Annotated in this window: 17 protein-coding genes and 1 tRNA gene; 2 read left to right on the top strand and 16 right to left on the bottom strand. The window is 51.8% G+C overall.

Translation table 11 applies throughout. The features are described from left to right. Positions 1-5: 5 nt before the first annotated feature. Together SAQUA_RS05575 and SAQUA_RS05570 are read right to left on the bottom strand one after the other, a co-directional pair. Positions 6-206: a hypothetical protein gene (locus SAQUA_RS05575; protein WP_380674021.1), complete on the bottom strand. Its 201-nt coding sequence runs from the start codon at positions 204-206 to the stop codon at positions 6-8. Continuing rightward, positions 199-378: a host cell division inhibitor Icd-like protein gene (locus SAQUA_RS05570; protein WP_380674022.1), complete on the bottom strand. Its 180-nt coding sequence runs from the start codon at positions 376-378 to the stop codon at positions 199-201. Before SAQUA_RS05570 ends, SAQUA_RS05575 begins: the two co-directional genes overlap by 8 nt. 192 nt (positions 379-570) lie before the next feature. Here SAQUA_RS05570 and SAQUA_RS05565 point away from each other — a divergent pair, with 192 nt between their 5' ends. Next, a complete protein-coding gene (locus SAQUA_RS05565) occupies positions 571-753 on the top strand; it encodes a YlcI/YnfO family protein (protein WP_380674023.1) in 183 nt (60 codons plus the stop codon). A gap of 352 nt (positions 754-1105) precedes the next feature. Here the strand turns inward: SAQUA_RS05565 and SAQUA_RS05560 are convergent, their stop codons facing one another. The 9 genes from SAQUA_RS05560 to xerD form a co-directional block, all read right to left on the bottom strand. Then, on the bottom strand, positions 1106-1303 hold the full coding sequence (locus SAQUA_RS05560) for a helix-turn-helix transcriptional regulator (protein ID WP_380674024.1): 198 nt from the start codon (positions 1301-1303) through the stop codon (positions 1106-1108). 131 nt (positions 1304-1434) lie between these two features. Beyond that, complete coding sequence (locus SAQUA_RS05555) at positions 1435-2295, bottom strand: DUF6387 family protein (RefSeq protein WP_380674025.1); 861 nt, start codon at positions 2293-2295, stop codon at positions 1435-1437. A gap of 77 nt (positions 2296-2372) precedes the next feature. Continuing rightward, positions 2373-3587, bottom strand: a complete 1215-nt coding sequence (locus SAQUA_RS05550; RefSeq protein WP_380674026.1) for a tyrosine-type recombinase/integrase — start codon at positions 3585-3587, stop codon at positions 2373-2375. Positions 3588-3785: 198 nt separating this feature from the next. Beyond that, positions 3786-3859: transfer RNA gene (locus tag SAQUA_RS05545), tRNA-Gly, on the bottom strand. A gap of 167 nt (positions 3860-4026) precedes the next feature. Beyond that, positions 4027-5544, bottom strand: a complete 1518-nt coding sequence (gene lysS, locus SAQUA_RS05540; RefSeq protein WP_380674027.1) for a lysine--tRNA ligase — start codon at positions 5542-5544, stop codon at positions 4027-4029. A gap of 9 nt (positions 5545-5553) precedes the next feature. Further along, positions 5554-6652, bottom strand: a protein-coding gene (gene prfB / locus SAQUA_RS05535; protein ID WP_380674028.1) for a peptide chain release factor 2 whose coding sequence is annotated in 2 segments (ribosomal slippage) — positions 5554-6576 and positions 6578-6652 — 1098 coding nt in all. Because the reading frame shifts where the segments join, the coding sequence is not laid out codon by codon here. 150 nt (positions 6653-6802) lie between these two features. Next, entirely contained in the window at positions 6803-8536 is a 1734-nt protein-coding gene (recJ, locus tag SAQUA_RS05530; RefSeq protein ID WP_380674190.1) for a single-stranded-DNA-specific exonuclease RecJ, read from the bottom strand. Positions 8537-8542: 6 nt separating this feature from the next. Continuing rightward, positions 8543-9256 carry a bifunctional protein-disulfide isomerase/oxidoreductase DsbC gene (gene dsbC / locus SAQUA_RS05525; protein ID WP_380674029.1) on the bottom strand — a complete coding sequence of 238 codons (714 nt, stop codon included), beginning with the start codon at positions 9254-9256 and terminating at the stop codon, positions 8543-8545. A gap of 27 nt (positions 9257-9283) precedes the next feature. Beyond that, positions 9284-10183, bottom strand: coding sequence for a site-specific tyrosine recombinase XerD (gene xerD / locus SAQUA_RS05520; RefSeq protein ID WP_380674030.1), 900 nt, complete (start codon positions 10181-10183; stop codon positions 9284-9286). Positions 10184-10290: 107 nt separating this feature from the next. Here xerD and fldB point away from each other — a divergent pair, with 107 nt between their 5' ends. Continuing rightward, entirely contained in the window at positions 10291-10809 is a 519-nt protein-coding gene (gene fldB / locus SAQUA_RS05515; RefSeq protein ID WP_380674031.1) for a flavodoxin FldB, read from the top strand. Between the two features lie 34 nt (positions 10810-10843). Here the strand turns inward: fldB and creD are convergent, their stop codons facing one another. From creD to sdhE, 5 genes are all read right to left on the bottom strand, one after another. Then, the gene (creD, locus tag SAQUA_RS05510) at positions 10844-12232 is read right to left on the bottom strand and encodes a cell envelope integrity protein CreD (protein WP_380674032.1); all 1389 of its coding nucleotides are present in this window, start codon (positions 12230-12232) and stop codon (positions 10844-10846) included. Between the two features lie 84 nt (positions 12233-12316). After that, a complete protein-coding gene (creC, locus tag SAQUA_RS05505; RefSeq protein ID WP_380674033.1) occupies positions 12317-13735 on the bottom strand; it encodes a two-component system sensor histidine kinase CreC in 1419 nt (472 codons plus the stop codon). Beyond that, complete coding sequence (creB, locus tag SAQUA_RS05500; protein ID WP_380674034.1) at positions 13732-14427, bottom strand: two-component system response regulator CreB; 696 nt, start codon at positions 14425-14427, stop codon at positions 13732-13734. Before creB ends, creC begins: the two co-directional genes overlap by 4 nt. Beyond that, the gene (locus SAQUA_RS05495) at positions 14427-14849 is read right to left on the bottom strand and encodes a protein YgfX (protein WP_380674035.1); all 423 of its coding nucleotides are present in this window, start codon (positions 14847-14849) and stop codon (positions 14427-14429) included. Before SAQUA_RS05495 ends, creB begins: the two co-directional genes overlap by 1 nt. Then, complete coding sequence (gene sdhE / locus SAQUA_RS05490; RefSeq protein ID WP_380674036.1) at positions 14830-15096, bottom strand: FAD assembly factor SdhE; 267 nt, start codon at positions 15094-15096, stop codon at positions 14830-14832. Before sdhE ends, SAQUA_RS05495 begins: the two co-directional genes overlap by 20 nt. Positions 15097-15396: the final 300 nt, after the last annotated feature.

Here is a 15396-nt window from a genome sequence, read left to right as displayed (position 1 = left end):
TCCCGCTATTCGGTTGCTGGCTCGCTGCATGCTGCGCATTGTTCCGGCAACATCTCATAGAGCGTGTCTACCCTGTCGAGAAGGATAAAAAGCAGCGTTTCCCTTACGGCTTGCTGATTTGAAAATAGGGCGGCGTGCGTCAGTGCCAGGCACTGAAAAGCCACCTCTTCGGCACTCCGTGGGGTTCTATCGATCAGGTTAGACATGATCACCCCCTTGCACCGGCAGGCGACCAGCAAACAGCAAGATGTAATCAGGGGCATAGCGGCGGCGGGCGGATTTCTCATCAAACGCGGTTCCCCGCAGCATAACGGGCTTAACTTTCTTCTGGGTGCGGTTGATCGCCGCAAAGATGTAGGTACACTTTGTCGTAGCCATGGCGTTAGTCCTTCTAACGTTGTGGTGAGAAGCTCGGTTAGTGTTGGCGCACAGCCGAGCTTCGCTATTTCTTGAGTCTGCAACAACTCAAGGTGGAGTCCACTATAACCACAAAGAGGCTCCCATCTCAAGTACTTAAATGAATATCTTTTTGTGTATACTGTACTCCACCAAATTAGCGGAGAACTCATAATGGCAACGGGTACGAAGAATGAAAAATCGCAAAAAGTACAAGCACGAGCGCCACATGAGGTTGTTGATGCAATGGAAGAGGTAAAAGAACCCGGAGAAAGTACGGGCCAATTTATCGTCAGAGCCATGCAAGGCGAGATCAAACGTAGGCAGCGCAAGAAAGGTAAACAAGAAAACGACTGATCATCCCTCAAGTCAACCCAAAGGGCAGCATTTGCCATGCTGTCTTTTTTAACTTTTGACGATCCACCAGCAGGATAGCGGCAGATTTTTACCAAGGATAAGACTGTTTTTTGGTTGGCGCTGTAGTTATGCATGGTTTGGCATCCGCCAATCTGTCCAGAAACAATCGGTACGATTGAAGCAAAACCATTGCTATTAATATCGCTGTGGCTTTCTTTGGGGTGAGTTCGGCCCCGGCCAGCGTTGGCCGTATTTTTAATTTTCATTGGTTATTCCTGGTTAAAGTCTTTGGTTGCTGCCGATGAATACTGAATGCAATTCACTGCAAAATCTAAACACCTGATGCACCTTATCAGGCAACCTCCTTGCGGGATTCAGCAATGCGTTGATTGATCCATTCATCAACTTCACCTTCAACGAAAGCAATAGCACGAGCGCCGATTTTTACGGATGCAGGGAACTTCCCTTCAGACATAAGACGGTAGATCCAAGCCTTGCTGTAGCCAGTTCGGCGTTGTACCTCTGAAAGACGGATTAAAGACTTTTGCATGGTATATCTCTTATTGGTGTTTAAGGTCTACACCGAAAATATACGCACACGGATTGATAACCGATAGACATAAATGAAAAATGGATAGTCGCAATAGAACTCATTGCGACTATTTTATATCAAATTTGGTTTTAGCGATTTTCCGCTAATTTCAGGAAATCTGAAAATTTCATATCTTCGATGTAGGGATTTTTAGCGAAGAAAAGGCTTAACTCTGGTTGATAGATAACATCAAACAACGAGTCCGCAAATGGCTTGATAGTATTTCTGATATTAGATTCAGATTTCAAATCACCCTCACCCAATGGGAAAAGCAGCCTTGAGTATAAGTCGCACGTGATCTCAACCTTGTTAGCCGCTGACCACATTTTGAGATCGAGAAAAGGAATAATCTTGTACTCGTGAATTTTCCTGATAAAAGAAAAACCTACCTTTTGACCTCTGCCTACTTCTTTCGGCTCTGGAATAGAAAATCTTTTTCTCCACTTAGGCAGATTGTAGGCAATATGGTTGGTTATTTCCTCGTCAGTCATAAGGTCTAATGATAAATCAAGAATTAATCCCATATTAAAAAATTCATTAGGATCACAGGATCCCGGCACCTCATCTTCAGGGTCATAACAATCAACCTCAGAATTAGAGGCTGTTTTAGAACCGTACTCCTCGTTGGCAAATAATCTGCCATCTGAAATTGAATAGATATTTCGTTTAATGCCAGAGTTGACCATTTTTGCAATAAAGTCGCAATCCAATGGAAGTATCCCTCTATCATTGCAATGAACCCCATCCCAATAATGTTCCTCTTCGAGATCGTCCATGCGGTCAAAAACAGGAAATTCACCTTTCATGGCTTTTTTCAAGAACGTTTCATGGATACCATACCGAAAGTGAACTTCGGCCAATACATGATTAACAGGCAAGTCGAGTAAATAGTCATATCTTTTCAAATCGAACCAAGAAATAATATCTTTCACCTTCGCTTTTTTAGCCATTGTGACCTCTCATTTCGCCTCCTAAGCGTAATAATTACAAATCTATTACCGTCTAGTCACACTGCTTATCCATCCAATCAAGCCAGCTTACCGAATGTGCCATGTAGCACATTGCCACCCTGCTCCAAACTATCCATATAGTCGGCATACCACTGAAGCATTTCCCGGCGTCCATCCAGATATTGCGCGTGGTTGTACGTTCCCCGGATGCTGTTCTTATCGACGTGAGCCAGTTGGGTTTCAATCCATGCGGTGTTATAGCCCTGCTCATGCAGAATGGTGCTCATGGTGTGGCGGAAGCCGTGGCCGGTAACTCTGCCACCGTAACCAATGCGCCTAATAAGCACATTGAGGGTCATTTCACTGATTGGCTTACTGAGCTGTATCCGGCCAGGGAATACATACTGATAGCGCCCTGTGATCGGCTGTATCTGCCGGAGTATCTCAATAGCCTGTGTGGGCAATGGCACCAGATGGGGTCTGCGCATCTTCATCCGTACAGCAGGGATTTCCCACAGCGCATTATCTAGATCGATCTCCGCCCATTCGGCTTGCCGCAGTTCTCCCGGCCTAGTACCGGTGAGAATGAGCAGGCGCATTGCCAACTTCACCAGCATGCTGCCGCTATAACTGGCCAGGGTGTTGAGAAACTCAGGGATCTCGCCAACGGTCAGGTGTGGGTAATGCTCACGTTTATGCGGCTTCATGGCGCTGGCCAGGTCGGGAGCTGGGTTATATTCCGCCCTGCCGGTGACTATGGCGTATTTCCATACCTCACCGCACCGCTGGCGCACCTTGCGCATTTTTTCCGTGGCGTTGCGCTGTTCCAGCTTGGAAAGCACCGCCATCAGCTCCAATGGTTTAATTTCCGCGATCGGGCGGTGGCCGATAAAGGGGAACACATCGGCTTCGAAAGTTTTGATCATCTCGTTGCGGTAGGATTCAGACCAGCGGTCATAGCGGCGCTGGTACCATTCACGGGCAATGGCTTCAAAGGTGTTACAGACATCACCTTGGCGGGCTAATTTTTCCTGCTTTTTATTCAGTGCTGGATCGCCACCAGCAGCGATAATTTTTTTAGCCTCATCGCGCTTTGCTCTGGCTTCAGCAAGAGTGACTTCGGGATATACCCCCACCGCCAACAGCTTTTCTTTTCCTGCGATCCGGTACTTCAAACGCCAATAGCGTGAACCGTTCGGGTTAACCAGCAGGAACAAACCGCCGCCGTCTGCTAGCTTGTAAGGTTTTTCTTTTGGCTTGCAGGTGTCTACCTGTCTGGCGTTCAGCTTCATGAGGGGGTATCTCTCAATGTGCGCACCACCGTCAAGGGGGTACTTTTTATGGACGCTTAGTTCAATACCCCCATATATACCCCCAGAAGTAGGTGGATTTCAATAGGTGTTAGTAGACCACAATATAACGAGATTTCGCCGAAAGGCTTGATTTTACTGGGTTGAGTAGACGTTGGGATACTTAGGGAGAAGTGTTTTTGGAGCGGGTGAAGGGAATCGAACCCTCGTATGCAGCTTGGGAAGCTGCCGTTCTACCATTGAACTACACCCGCTTTGGTGTGCGACTGGCATTATAACCGGTTATACGCGCTGGGCAAGCGGAGAAAGCACGTAACTGCTGATGTTTTAAGCGGTTAGCAGCAAAAAAACCTCGCCACTCGCATCAGGCAAAAAAAACCAGCGCAGTTACCTGCACCGGTTTTGTTTCTGTCAGATCACATTACTTGGTCGGACGCATTGCCGGGAACAGGATCACGTCGCGGATGGTGTGGCTGTTGGTCAACAACATCACCATACGGTCGATACCAATTCCCAAGCCTGCTGTCGGTGGCAAGCCGTGCTCCAATGCCGTGACGTAGTCTTCGTCATAGAACATCGCTTCGTCGTCACCGGCATCTTTGGCTGCAACCTGGTCAGCAAAGCGCTGAGCCTGATCTTCGGCATCGTTCAATTCAGAGAAACCGTTGCCGATTTCACGACCACCGATGAAGAATTCAAAGCGATCGGTGATTTCCGGGTTCAGGTCGTTACGACGCGCCAGCGGAGAAACCTCTGCAGGGTATTCGGTGATGAAGGTTGGCTGGATCAGATGGCTTTCCGCAGTCTCTTCGAAGATCTCGGTGACTACGCGGCCCAGGCCCCAGCTTTTCTCAACCTTGATACCGATAGCTTCAGCAATCGCTACCGCTTTCGCCATGTCGTTCAGATCGTCCAGATTGGTTTCCGGGCGATATTTTTTGATTGCTTCGCGCATGGTCAGCTTTTCAAACGGCTTACCAAAATCGAATACTTCATTGCCGTAAGGTACTTTAGTGTTACCCAGCACATCCTGCGCCAGCGTGCGGAACAGGGATTCTGTCAGTTCGATCAGATCCTTGTAATCCGCATAGGCCATATAGAGTTCCATCATGGTGAACTCTGGGTTATGACGCGGGGAAACACCTTCGTTGCGGAAGTTACGGTTGATTTCGAACACACGCTCGAAGCCGCCTACCACCAATCGCTTCAGATACAGCTCAGGGGCAATACGCAGGTACATGTCGATGTCCAGCGCATTATGGTGAGTCACAAACGGACGAGCAGAAGCGCCACCAGGGATGACCTGCATCATCGGGGTTTCGACTTCCATAAAGCCTCTGCCCACCATGAAGTTACGGATCGCTGCCATCACTTGGGAACGCACCTTGAAGGTGTTGCGGGATTCGTCGTTGGCAATCAGGTCAAGGTAACGCTGACGGTAACGGGTTTCCTGATCCGCCAGGCCGTGGAACTTGTCCGGCAATGGACGCAGGGCCTTGGTTAACAGACGCAGCTCAGTACAATGAACCGAAAGCTCACCGGTCTTGGTCTTGAACAGCTTGCCACGCGCACCCAGAATATCGCCCAGGTCCCATTTCTTGAACTGTTCGTTGTAAACGCCTTCAGGCAGATCGTCGCGCGCCACGTAAAGCTGAATGCGGCCACCCATATCTTGCAGCGTAACAAAAGAGGCTTTGCCCATGATACGGCGGGTCATCATGCGGCCTGCGACAGTCACTTCAATACCCAGTGATTCCAGCTCTTCGTTTTCTTTGCTGTCGTATTCTGCATGCAGCTTGTCGGACGTTGTGTCGCGACGGAAATCATTTGGGAACGCAATGCCGTGCTCACGCAGCGCGACCAGTTTTTCACGGCGTGACTGCAGTTCGTTGTTGAGATCCAACGCCTGTTCGGCGCCTTGTGCTTGTTGCTCAGACATTTCTGTTCCTCATAACCCGGCTTTCAAACTTGCCTCAATGAATTTATCCAGGTCGCCATCCAGTACGGCCTGCGTGTTACGTGTTTCTACGTTGGTGCGCAAATCTTTGATGCGGGAGTCATCCAGTACGTAAGAACGGATTTGGCTACCCCAACCGATATCAGACTTGTTGTCTTCCAACATCTGTTTGTCAGCATTTTTCTTTTGCATCTCGTATTCATACAGCTTGGCCCGTAGCTGTTTGAATGCCTGATCTTTGTTTTTATGCTGAGAACGATCGTTCTGACACTGCACCACAATGTTGGTTGGCAAGTGGGTAATACGCACCGCCGACTCGGTTTTGTTTACGTGCTGGCCACCCGCACCGGAAGCACGGTAAACGTCGATGCGCAGATCGGCAGGGTTGATTTCGATATCAATATCGTCGTCCACTTCCGGATAGATAAACACGGAACTGAAGGAGGTATGGCGGCGGCCACCGGAGTCGAATGGGCTCTTGCGTACCAGACGATGCACGCCGGTTTCTGTGCGTAACCAGCCAAATGCGTAATCGCCGATAATCTTGATTGTGGCCGATTTCAAGCCTGCAACGTCACCGTCGGACTCTTCGATCACTTCGGTTTTAAAGCCCTTCGACTCGGCCCAGCGCAGGTACATACGCAGCAACATGCTGGCCCAGTCCTGCGCTTCGGTGCCGCCGGAGCCGGCCTGGATATCCAGGTAGCAGTCTGCGCTGTCGTATTCGCCTGAGAACATGCGGCGGAATTCCAGTTGATCCAGCTTGACGCTAAGTTGATCGAGCTCAACCACCGCTTCATTAAAGGTTTCTTCGTCTTCCGCTTCGATAGCCAGCTCCAACAGACCTGAGACGTCTTCACAGCCCTGTTCCAGTTGGTCGATGGTTTCAACAATAGCTTCCAGCGCGGAGCGCTCTTTGCCCAATGCCTGGGCGCGTTCAGGTTCATTCCAAACGTCTGGCTGCTCCAGCTCGGCGTTGACTTCTTCTAGGCGTTCTTTCTTGGCATCATAGTCAAAGATACCCCCTAAGAACGGCAGTCCGCTCGGACAGATCCTGAATGCGGTTTTTTACCGGATTAATTTCAAACATGATTTTTAGCGTTCTTACGTTGATGTCGTCGATGGCGAAATGCCATTGGAACCGGTGATTCTAACGGATCCGGTGGCCAGTTTATAGCAAGTTGCTCAGATTTTGTGGGGGATAAAAATCAGGGCACTCAAAGGTGCCCCAAGAGACTGATTAACGTGGCCACAGGTGCTGGATCAGCAACTGCACGGTGCGGTTGCCGCGAAACTCGTTCACATCCAGCTTATAGGCCAGTTCCACTTCTTTAACGCTGCTGTCCGGCCATTGAGTGGTATCGATATTAAAGGCGATACCATCCAGCATGGGGCCTCCGCCAAGCGGTTCCACCATCAGCTTCAGGTGTTTTTCACCCACCAGCCGTTGCTGCAGAATGCGGAATTTGCCGTCGAAAGTAGGTTCAGGGAATGCCTGCCCCCACGGCCCACCTTCACGCAGCAGTTCTGCGGTGTTTAAAGTCAACTCCTGCAACATCAGTTCGCCGTCGGACCAAATCACGCCTTCCAGCATCGCCGGATCGAGCCATTCCCCTACCAGCTCACCAAAGCGCTGGCGGAACTCTTCAAATTTGGTTTGTTCCAGCGATAGCCCTGCAGCCATGGCGTGGCCACCGAACTTCATCATTAACCCTGGATTCAAAGTGTCCAACCGTTCCAATGCATCACGCATGTGCAGCCCGGCAACCGAACGGCCTGAGCCTTTCAGAATGCCGTCACCCGCAGGAGCAAAGGCGATCACCGGGCGGTGAAAACGCTCTTTGATCCGTGAGGCAAGGATCCCCACCACACCCTGATGCCATTCCGGGTGGTACATCGCCAAGCCATAAGGCAGTTCTTGGCTGCTCCGCTCCAACTGGTCGCACAGTTCCAAAGCCTCAACCTGCATCCCCTGCTCAATTTCCCGCCGGGTAAGGTTGAGAGCATCCAGATCGTTGGCAAGCATTCGCGCCTGGGCGATGTCGTCGGAAAGTAGCAACGCCACACCGATCGACATATCATCCAGCCGCCCCGCCGCATTAAGCCTTGGGCCAAGAGCAAAGCCGAGATCGTTGGCAGCCAGTTGGCGTGCATCACGGTTCGCTACTTCCAGTAAAGCGCGGATCCCAGGCCGGCACTTACCCGCACGGATACGGTTTAGCCCTTGATAGACCAGAATGCGATTATTGGCATCGAGCGGCACCACATCTGCTACCGTGCCTAAAGCCACCAAATCCAGCAGTTCCGCCAGATTGGGCTCCGCCAGCGCGCGTTGTTCGAACCAGCCACTATCACGCAGCCGTGCGCGTAGCGCCAGCATCAAATAAAACGCGACGCCTACTCCCGCCAACGCTTTCGAGGGGAAATCGCAACCACGCAGATTAGGGTTAACTATAGCCTCCGCCGCTGGCAAGGTTTCGCCGGGCAGATGGTGATCGGTGACCAGTACCTGAATCCCTTTGGCATGTGCCAGATCGACGCCCGCATGGGAGGAAATGCCGTTATCAACCGTGACGATCAATTCAGCACCGCGAGCTGCGACCTGCTCCACCACTTCAGGACTGAGACCGTACCCATCTTCAAAGCGGTTTGGCACCAGATAATCAACCTCGCTGCCCCCCATACTGCGTAAAGCCAACACCGTCAGCGCAGTACTGGTAGCACCATCGGCATCAAAGTCACCCACGATCATGATACGACGGCGATCGGCCAACGCCTGTTGCAATATGGCAACCGCTGAATCAATACCTTCCAGTTGATGCCAAGGCAGCATCCCCTTGACGCCACGCTCCAGTTCTTGCCCGCCCTTAACGCCACGCAACGCATAAATGCGGCGTAGCAGCGGTGGCAAGCTGTCTGGCAAATGGCTGGGGTCTGCCGCCTCACGGCGGCGTAATTGGGTTTTGATACTCACCACGACTTATTTCGTTGCAGCAGAGGCTGAATGAGCGTCAAGCATCGCGGCCATTTCTTTCGGGCCCTGATAGCCAGGGATCACCATACCATTTTTCAGAATGATAGCCGGGGTGCCCTGGATACCAAACTGCACGCCCAATGCGTAGTGCTTGGCGATATCTGTTTTGCAGGTAGCAGGAGAAATCGGATCGCCCTTCATGGCAGCATCGAAGGCTTTGGCTTTGTCAGCAGTACACCAGATGGACTGCATGTCTTTCTCTGCCTGAGAGTTTAACCCCTGACGCGGGAACGCCAGGTAACGCACGGTGATCCCCAGGTCGTTGTACTCTTTCATCTGCTCGTGCAGCTTGTGGCAATAGCCACAGGTGATGTCGGTAAACACGGTGATCACGTGTTTTTCTTGCGCCGCTTTGTAGACGATCATCTGATCCTGCAGCGCTTCCAAGCGCGTCATCAACAGTTGATTGGTCAAGTTGACTGGTTCCTTGCCACTCACGTCATACATGGGCCCTTGCAGAACATGCTTGCCATCTTCTGTCACATAAAGTGTGCCGCCCTCGGTCAACACGGTCTTCAAACCGGCAACGGGGGAAGGTTGCACATCGGCCTTCTCAATACCCAGGCTGCCGAGTGCTTTATGAATTGCTGTGTCATCGGCATTAGCCATGCCGGTGATCGACGCCACCAGCAGAGAGAGCAGCATTAAACCTTTTTTCATTCTTCCAATCCTTTCAATCCCGGGGCGTTAAGCGCGCGGGTGATGCTGTTGATGTAGCTGTTTCAGTCTTTCTGTCGCTACATGTGTATAAATTTGCGTGGTCGAGAGGTCACTATGCCCCAATAACATCTGTACGACACGAAGATCGGCCCCATGGTTCAGTAAATGGGTGGCGAAGGCATGACGCAGCACATGCGGGGACAGCCGTTCGCTGTCAATACCGGCCAGGATCGCATAGTGCTTGATACGATGCCAGAACGTCTGCCGGGTCATCTGCTGGCTGCGGTTGCTGGGGAACAACACATCCAACGCCTGGCCATTCAGCATCCAAGGCCTGCCGTGTTCCAGATAATTTTCGATCCAGTAGACCGCCTCTTCACCCAACGGAACCAATCGCTCTTTGTTGCCCTTACCAATTACCCGCACCACTCCTTGGCGCAGGCTGACATCGCTGATGCTCAAACCGACCAGTTCAGACACGCGTAAACCGGTAGCATAGAGTACTTCAAGCATCGCCTTATCGCGAAGTTCCAGCGGTTGATCGACACAAGGAGCCTGTAGCAAGGCTTCAACCTGTGCTTCGCTCAGATCCTTGGGCAAGCGTTGCGGTAATTTTGGCGAAGCCAACAGGGCCGTTGGATCGTCCGCACGCAGCTTTTCGCGGTTGAGATATTGAAACAGACGGCGCATGGCACTTAGCAAACGGGCTGAGCTGGTCGCTTTATAGCCGCCCTCCACCCGCTCAGCGAGGAAGGATTGCAAATCCAGCGCTTCGGCCGTTAGCAGGCTGCTATTGTTGTGCGCCAGCCACCCCGCCAACGCCTGTAAATCAAGCCGATAGGAGGCCAACGTATTTTCTGCCAGATTGCGTTCAAGCCATAACGCATCCAGGAATTGCTCAATCAGAGCACTTTCTTGCGGTTGCACGTGGTCCTCTCTTTGTTACATTGATGCCGTAGGCATTATGCCTGAAGCCAATACAAATCGGGTATACTCGTTGTAATTGTATCTAAAGTGACATGAATGGTTTGAACATGAAGATTGGTCTGTTTTACGGCTCCAGCACTTGCTACACCGAGATGGCTGCAGAAAAAATCCGCGAGATCTTGGGTGAAGACCTTGTCGACCTGCACAACCTGAAAGATGTCTCCCCCACGCTGATGGAAGATTATTCCATCTTGATCCTCGGCATTCCGACCTGGGATTTTGGCGAGCTACAAGAAGACTGGGAGGCCGTCTGGCCGCAACTGACCGAACTGAACCTGAAAGGTAAAATTGTTGCCCTTTACGGCTTGGGCGATCAGTTGGGTTATGGTGAATGGTTCCTGGATGCGCTCGGTATGTTGTACGCTCACCTGGCCCCACTGGGTGTTCAGTTTATCGGTTTCTGGCCGACAGAAGGGTTTGAATTCACCAGCCCGAAACCGCTCAGCGCCGACGGCAAACACTTTGTTGGCCTGGCGCTGGATGAAGTAAACCAGTACGAGATGAGTGAAGATAGGCTACAGCAATGGTGTGAACAGATCCTGCTAGAGATGGAGCCACTGCTGTAATGCGATTGGGCGCACATTCGCGCCCAATGCGTTTTTATTTCCACAGTCTGAAGCGATTCTCACCGTTGCTTGCTGGTGTCGCGCCCGCCTCCGCTGCAGCTGCATTGCCTTTTAAGCGTGCCGGATCGGCCACCTGATACCAGTCCAGTTTACGCGTCAGCAGCATAATGCCCGCCAGAACCCCAAACAGTAACACCGAGCCTAGCACCAGCGAGTTATCTTCCGATTGCAGCAGCAGGTACAGAACACCGTAGAGCAGCAATAGACTGGCAGCGAACAACGCGCCCCTGAGCTTGCCACGCAATACGGCGCTAAGGTAAAGGGCGATCAGCCCACTGCAGGCTACGCTTGCCAATAAATAGGCCACGTCAAAGCCAAGATGCTCAGAGAAAGCCAGCAGGATCAGGTAGAAAAGCACCAGCGCGGCCCCCACCAACAGATACTGGATTGGGTGCACCCGTAACCCAGTCAGGGTTTCAAACAGGAAGAACGCCATAAACGTTAGGCCCAGAAACAGAACCGCGTACTTCACTGCGCGCTCGGTTAACTGATAGTGATCGACCGGCTCGATCAGGCTGGTGGTAAAGGTTGGCAGGCTGTCCTGATTAAGGATCCTGTCGTCATAAAGAAAAGCGCTGTTGATATTATTGGCAAACCAGGTGCTACGCCAGCGGGCACTGAATCCCTTCTCGGTGACCTTACGTTCATCCGGCAGGAAGTTGCCCAGAAAGTTCGGATGCGGCCAGTTGCTCTGCAATACCCATTCTGAACTGCGCCCTAGCGGCACTAATGACAGACTGCTGGTTCCCGCCAATGTCAGCGTAAAACTCGCATCCAATCCCTCTTTCTGCAAAGAAGCCAGCGAGAGTGGCGCATGGATCCCCTGGGATAATCCCCTTACCATAGAGCCTGGCTCAAACGTGGCCTGTTGCTGCGCACTGCTAAGCGATGAAATGCTCTTAATTCCCCGCGAGTCACTCAATGACATCATCAGGAAAGGTTGCCCAACCGTCACATTATCTTGCTGCAAATCCTCAAGGTCAGGTTGGGTAAATTTAGCCTGGAATTCCAGCGGTCCCTGATAAATCTGAGTCTGATAGATACCCAGTTTGCGCACTTCGACGTTCGGCTTGCCGTTAACCACTAGCGTCTCGGGTAACACAAAACGTTGATGCTTACTCACCTGAACCACGGTTTCGCCTTTTTCGTCTTTCTTCTCTTCACGAACGGTATAAGGAATGACAATCAGCGGCCCGAGAATACGCTGTGCCCGGCTGGTACTTTCACTCACTTGCCCAACCACGCTCTGGCGATAGCCACTACGCTCCTGGACCACATCCATTAACTGGCCAACGGGGATCATCATCAGGATCATCAGCCCGAACAGGGTGGTGATCTTCCAAAACAGAACCGATTTAAACATCGTTGCATCCTCCTTGTAGGTAATGACGCAAAGATAAAACCAGCAAGTGAAAACAGAATGTGGTTATGTGAAGGGAAGGTGAAGTCAGAGAGATAAAGTTAAAACAGCAGCCACACCGCAGGGCTGAAGATTATGCAAACGTATGGTGCCACGATGCAACCGAGCTACTTCTTGCACGAAGTTCAACCCCAGACCGGTGCTTTTGGGCTTGTCTGCGCGTGCCAGCGAATAGAAACGTTCAAAAATCTTGTCCTGCGCATAGTCAGGAATACCGCTCCCGGTGTCGCAAACGGTAATTTGGTAATGATGCTCTAACCGTTGGCCCTCGATACTGACGCTGCCCCCCGTCGGAGTGAAATCGAGAGCATTGTCCAACAGATTACTCAGCGCCTGCCCCAGTAAAAAGGCATCACCGGTCACTGTCACCTGCGGTAGCTCGCCTAATCTTATGGTGATACCACGCTGCGCGGCCAACGCTTCTTTACCTGCGACCACCTGCCGCAACAGCGGCACCAGAATAACCGGGGCCAGTTCAAGACCGGGCCTACTTTCCAGCCGTGCCTGGACCAATAACTTGTCGACCAGTAGCTGGATGCGCGCGCTCTGCTGTTCGATATTATTCAGAAACCGTTTTGCCGTGGCCGGTGGCGGTGACTCCTGTAGCAACTCCGCAGCCCCGCGGATCGCCGCCAACGGGCTTTTCAGCTCATGAGTCAGAGTATGAACATACTGTTCGATGTAGGCTTTCCCCTCCAACTTCATACGCATACTTTCCAGCGCCTGAGCCAGTTGGGTCAATTCAATGCTGCCAATACGCGGCAGTGGGATCGCTTCCCCTTGTGCCACACCTTCGGCGTAGCGGACCAGCCGGTTGATGGAACGGTTGATCCACCAGACAAACCCCAGCCCAATCGCCAGAGCAATCCCCAACAGTACCGCACCGGCCAGCAAGATACGCCGCTCACTGCGGCGAATAACCGGTGCCATACTGCTGTTTGGCTTGCCAACGCTCAAGACGCCGATTATCTGCCCCTGCTCGATCACCGGAGCGGCGACATACATCACCGAACTGTTTTCATCATCCGCAATAGTGCGGGTGCTTCGGGCTCCGTACTGACCGCGCAGGGTCAGATAGACATCATTCCAGCGGGAGTAATCCTGTCCTAATGCTTGACCGGAAGAATCAAAAATGACCTTACCCCGTCCATCGGTCAGATAAACACGATACTCATTACGATCTTTGCGGATACCGGCAATATTGGCGCCTATGGGCCGTTGGTTCAGTTGGGCGATAGCCTGCGCCAGTTGTCCTTTTGACGCATCGCCATGTTTCATATCCAGCCGGGCGATCTGTGCCAGTAGGTTGGCGGTATCTACCAACGTGCCTTCGGTGGCACGCCGTACTCCGGGCTTTACTTCCTGCACGAAAATACTTAAGACAAAATAACCGGCTACCGCCACAATCAGGAAATACCCCAGCAACAGGCTCAGGCCAATCCTCATGGTTGGCGGCTCACGCTATAGCCCAAACCTCGATGGGTATGGATCGGCGGTTCTGCCGCATCCACCGCACGCAGTTTGGCTCGCAAGGTTTTGATATGGGTATCGACGGTGCGATCCAGGCTCTCTTCCGCTTGCGCCCAGACGATGTCCATCAGTTGTTGTCGTGAAAATACCCGCCCAGGAGCCTGCAGCAAGGTTTTCAGCAGCAGGAATTCATAGCGGGTCAAGGGCAGTGGTTGCCGGTGATAGCAGATGGTTGCGCCCGGTTCATCTAGGGTAAAGGCACCAAATTGATAAAGCACAGGCTGCTGCAAACGCTGCTGTTTTTGCAATCGCCTTAGGATAGTCCGCACCCGAGCACTGACCTCTCGCGGCGAGAATGGTTTGGCTACATAGTCATCAGCACCGATTTCCAGCCCGATCAGACGATCCATCTCGTCGCTTCGCGCAGTAAGAAACAGGATGGGTAAATCTGCCGCCTGCGCCAACAGCCGACGGCAGAGTTCAAAGCCATTGATATCCGGCAGGCCAACGTCAAGGATAGCCAGTGCGGGTGCGCCCTGTTGCAGAGCCTGTAAAACAGGCTCCCCACGCTCAAACCAGCGCACCTGAAAGCCTTCACTTTCCAGCGTATAAATCAACGTATCCGCGATGCTGGGCTCATCCTCCACCAACCAGAGCAACGGTTTCATCACTCGTCCCCGTCGTCAGCAGATTGCGGATAGTTCAGTTGTTGGCACAGACTGCGCCACTCTTGCTGGCTCAAAGCGTCTGAAGCCAGCCATAGTCGGCTACGTTTTTTGCCATTAACCTGCTGGAGTGACAACAGAATGCCAAACTTCAGCATCCAGGGCTTTTTCACCATCAGCCATTCCTGCTCCTGCCACTCAATCCGCCGCTCTCCTAACAACCTCAGCTGTCCTTGCCTTGAAGCGATACGCTTCTGGCTTCGGATGCACTCAAAAACGACCAATATCAACAGCAGCAGCCAGATCGGACCGTATCCTTCTGGCCACGGTGAAATCAGGATCAGTAATATCAGTGCGCCGTGAGTCAGTAGAGAATACAACTGGGTGCGCCAGGATACGCGGATATCACATCGCCACTGGGCCACGGGCTTTATTTCGCGTTTGGATCAAGGACACCATTCTCTGCAGTTCTTTATCCTGCGGAGAGCCATGATTCATCAACCAATTGAACAAGTCAGGGTCATCACATTCAAGCAAGCGGATGAATACAGCTTTGTCTTCATCACTCAGGGTGTCATATTCATGCTCGAAAAACGGCATGATCGAAATATCCAACTCGCGCATTCCTCGGCGACAGGCCCAATGAATACGTGCTTTATTATTAATATCCATGGCGTTATGACTAACCTCTTTTATGCATGGGGGCCAGCACAGGAGTGATACAGGCACTCTGTATGGCAACACGCGTGCGATATAATTCCATCAGCTAACGATTGGCCTGAAAGTAACCACCGTTTACTATACCCAAAATAATTCGAGTTGCATGTAGGCGGCAAGTCTGAGAGTCGCCAGGAGCATAGCTCACTATGTGACTGGTGCGAACGGACGAAGCCAACACCCATGCAACTTGAAGTATGAAGGGTATATAAGCGTATAGAGTAACAATTTGCCCTACTCACCGGGAAGTGCATT

This window comes from Serratia aquatilis (assembly GCF_044865145.1).
GTDB classification, from domain to species: domain Bacteria; phylum Pseudomonadota; class Gammaproteobacteria; order Enterobacterales; family Enterobacteriaceae; genus Chania; species Chania aquatilis.
The sequence above is the reverse complement of the archived record's forward strand: the minus strand, read 5'-3'. Positions and strand labels throughout refer to the sequence as shown.

Coding starts and splice junctions, on each gene's coding strand:
- SAQUA_RS05560 (WP_380674024.1), bottom strand. CDS start 1,303: ATGCAAAAGTCTTTAATCCGTCTTTCAGAGGTACAACGCCGAACTGGC.
- creB (WP_380674034.1), bottom strand. CDS start 14,427: ATGAAACCGTTGCTCTGGTTGGTGGAGGATGAGCCCAGCATCGCGGAT.
- lysS (WP_380674027.1), bottom strand. CDS start 5,544: ATGTCTGAGCAACAAGCACAAGGCGCCGAACAGGCGTTGGATCTCAAC.
- fldB (WP_380674031.1), top strand. CDS start 10,291: ATGAAGATTGGTCTGTTTTACGGCTCCAGCACTTGCTACACCGAGATG.
- dsbC (WP_380674029.1), bottom strand. CDS start 9,256: ATGAAAAAAGGTTTAATGCTGCTCTCTCTGCTGGTGGCGTCGATCACC.
- SAQUA_RS05555 (WP_380674025.1), bottom strand. CDS start 2,295: ATGGCTAAAAAAGCGAAGGTGAAAGATATTATTTCTTGGTTCGATTTG.
- SAQUA_RS05575 (WP_380674021.1), bottom strand. CDS start 206: ATGTCTAACCTGATCGATAGAACCCCACGGAGTGCCGAAGAGGTGGCT.
- creC (WP_380674033.1), bottom strand. CDS start 13,735: ATGAGGATTGGCCTGAGCCTGTTGCTGGGGTATTTCCTGATTGTGGCG.
- SAQUA_RS05565 (WP_380674023.1), top strand. CDS start 571: ATGGCAACGGGTACGAAGAATGAAAAATCGCAAAAAGTACAAGCACGA.
- SAQUA_RS05550 (WP_380674026.1), bottom strand. CDS start 3,587: ATGAAGCTGAACGCCAGACAGGTAGACACCTGCAAGCCAAAAGAAAAA.
- sdhE (WP_380674036.1), bottom strand. CDS start 15,096: ATGGATATTAATAATAAAGCACGTATTCATTGGGCCTGTCGCCGAGGA.
- creD (WP_380674032.1), bottom strand. CDS start 12,232: ATGTTTAAATCGGTTCTGTTTTGGAAGATCACCACCCTGTTCGGGCTG.
- SAQUA_RS05570 (WP_380674022.1), bottom strand. CDS start 378: ATGGCTACGACAAAGTGTACCTACATCTTTGCGGCGATCAACCGCACC.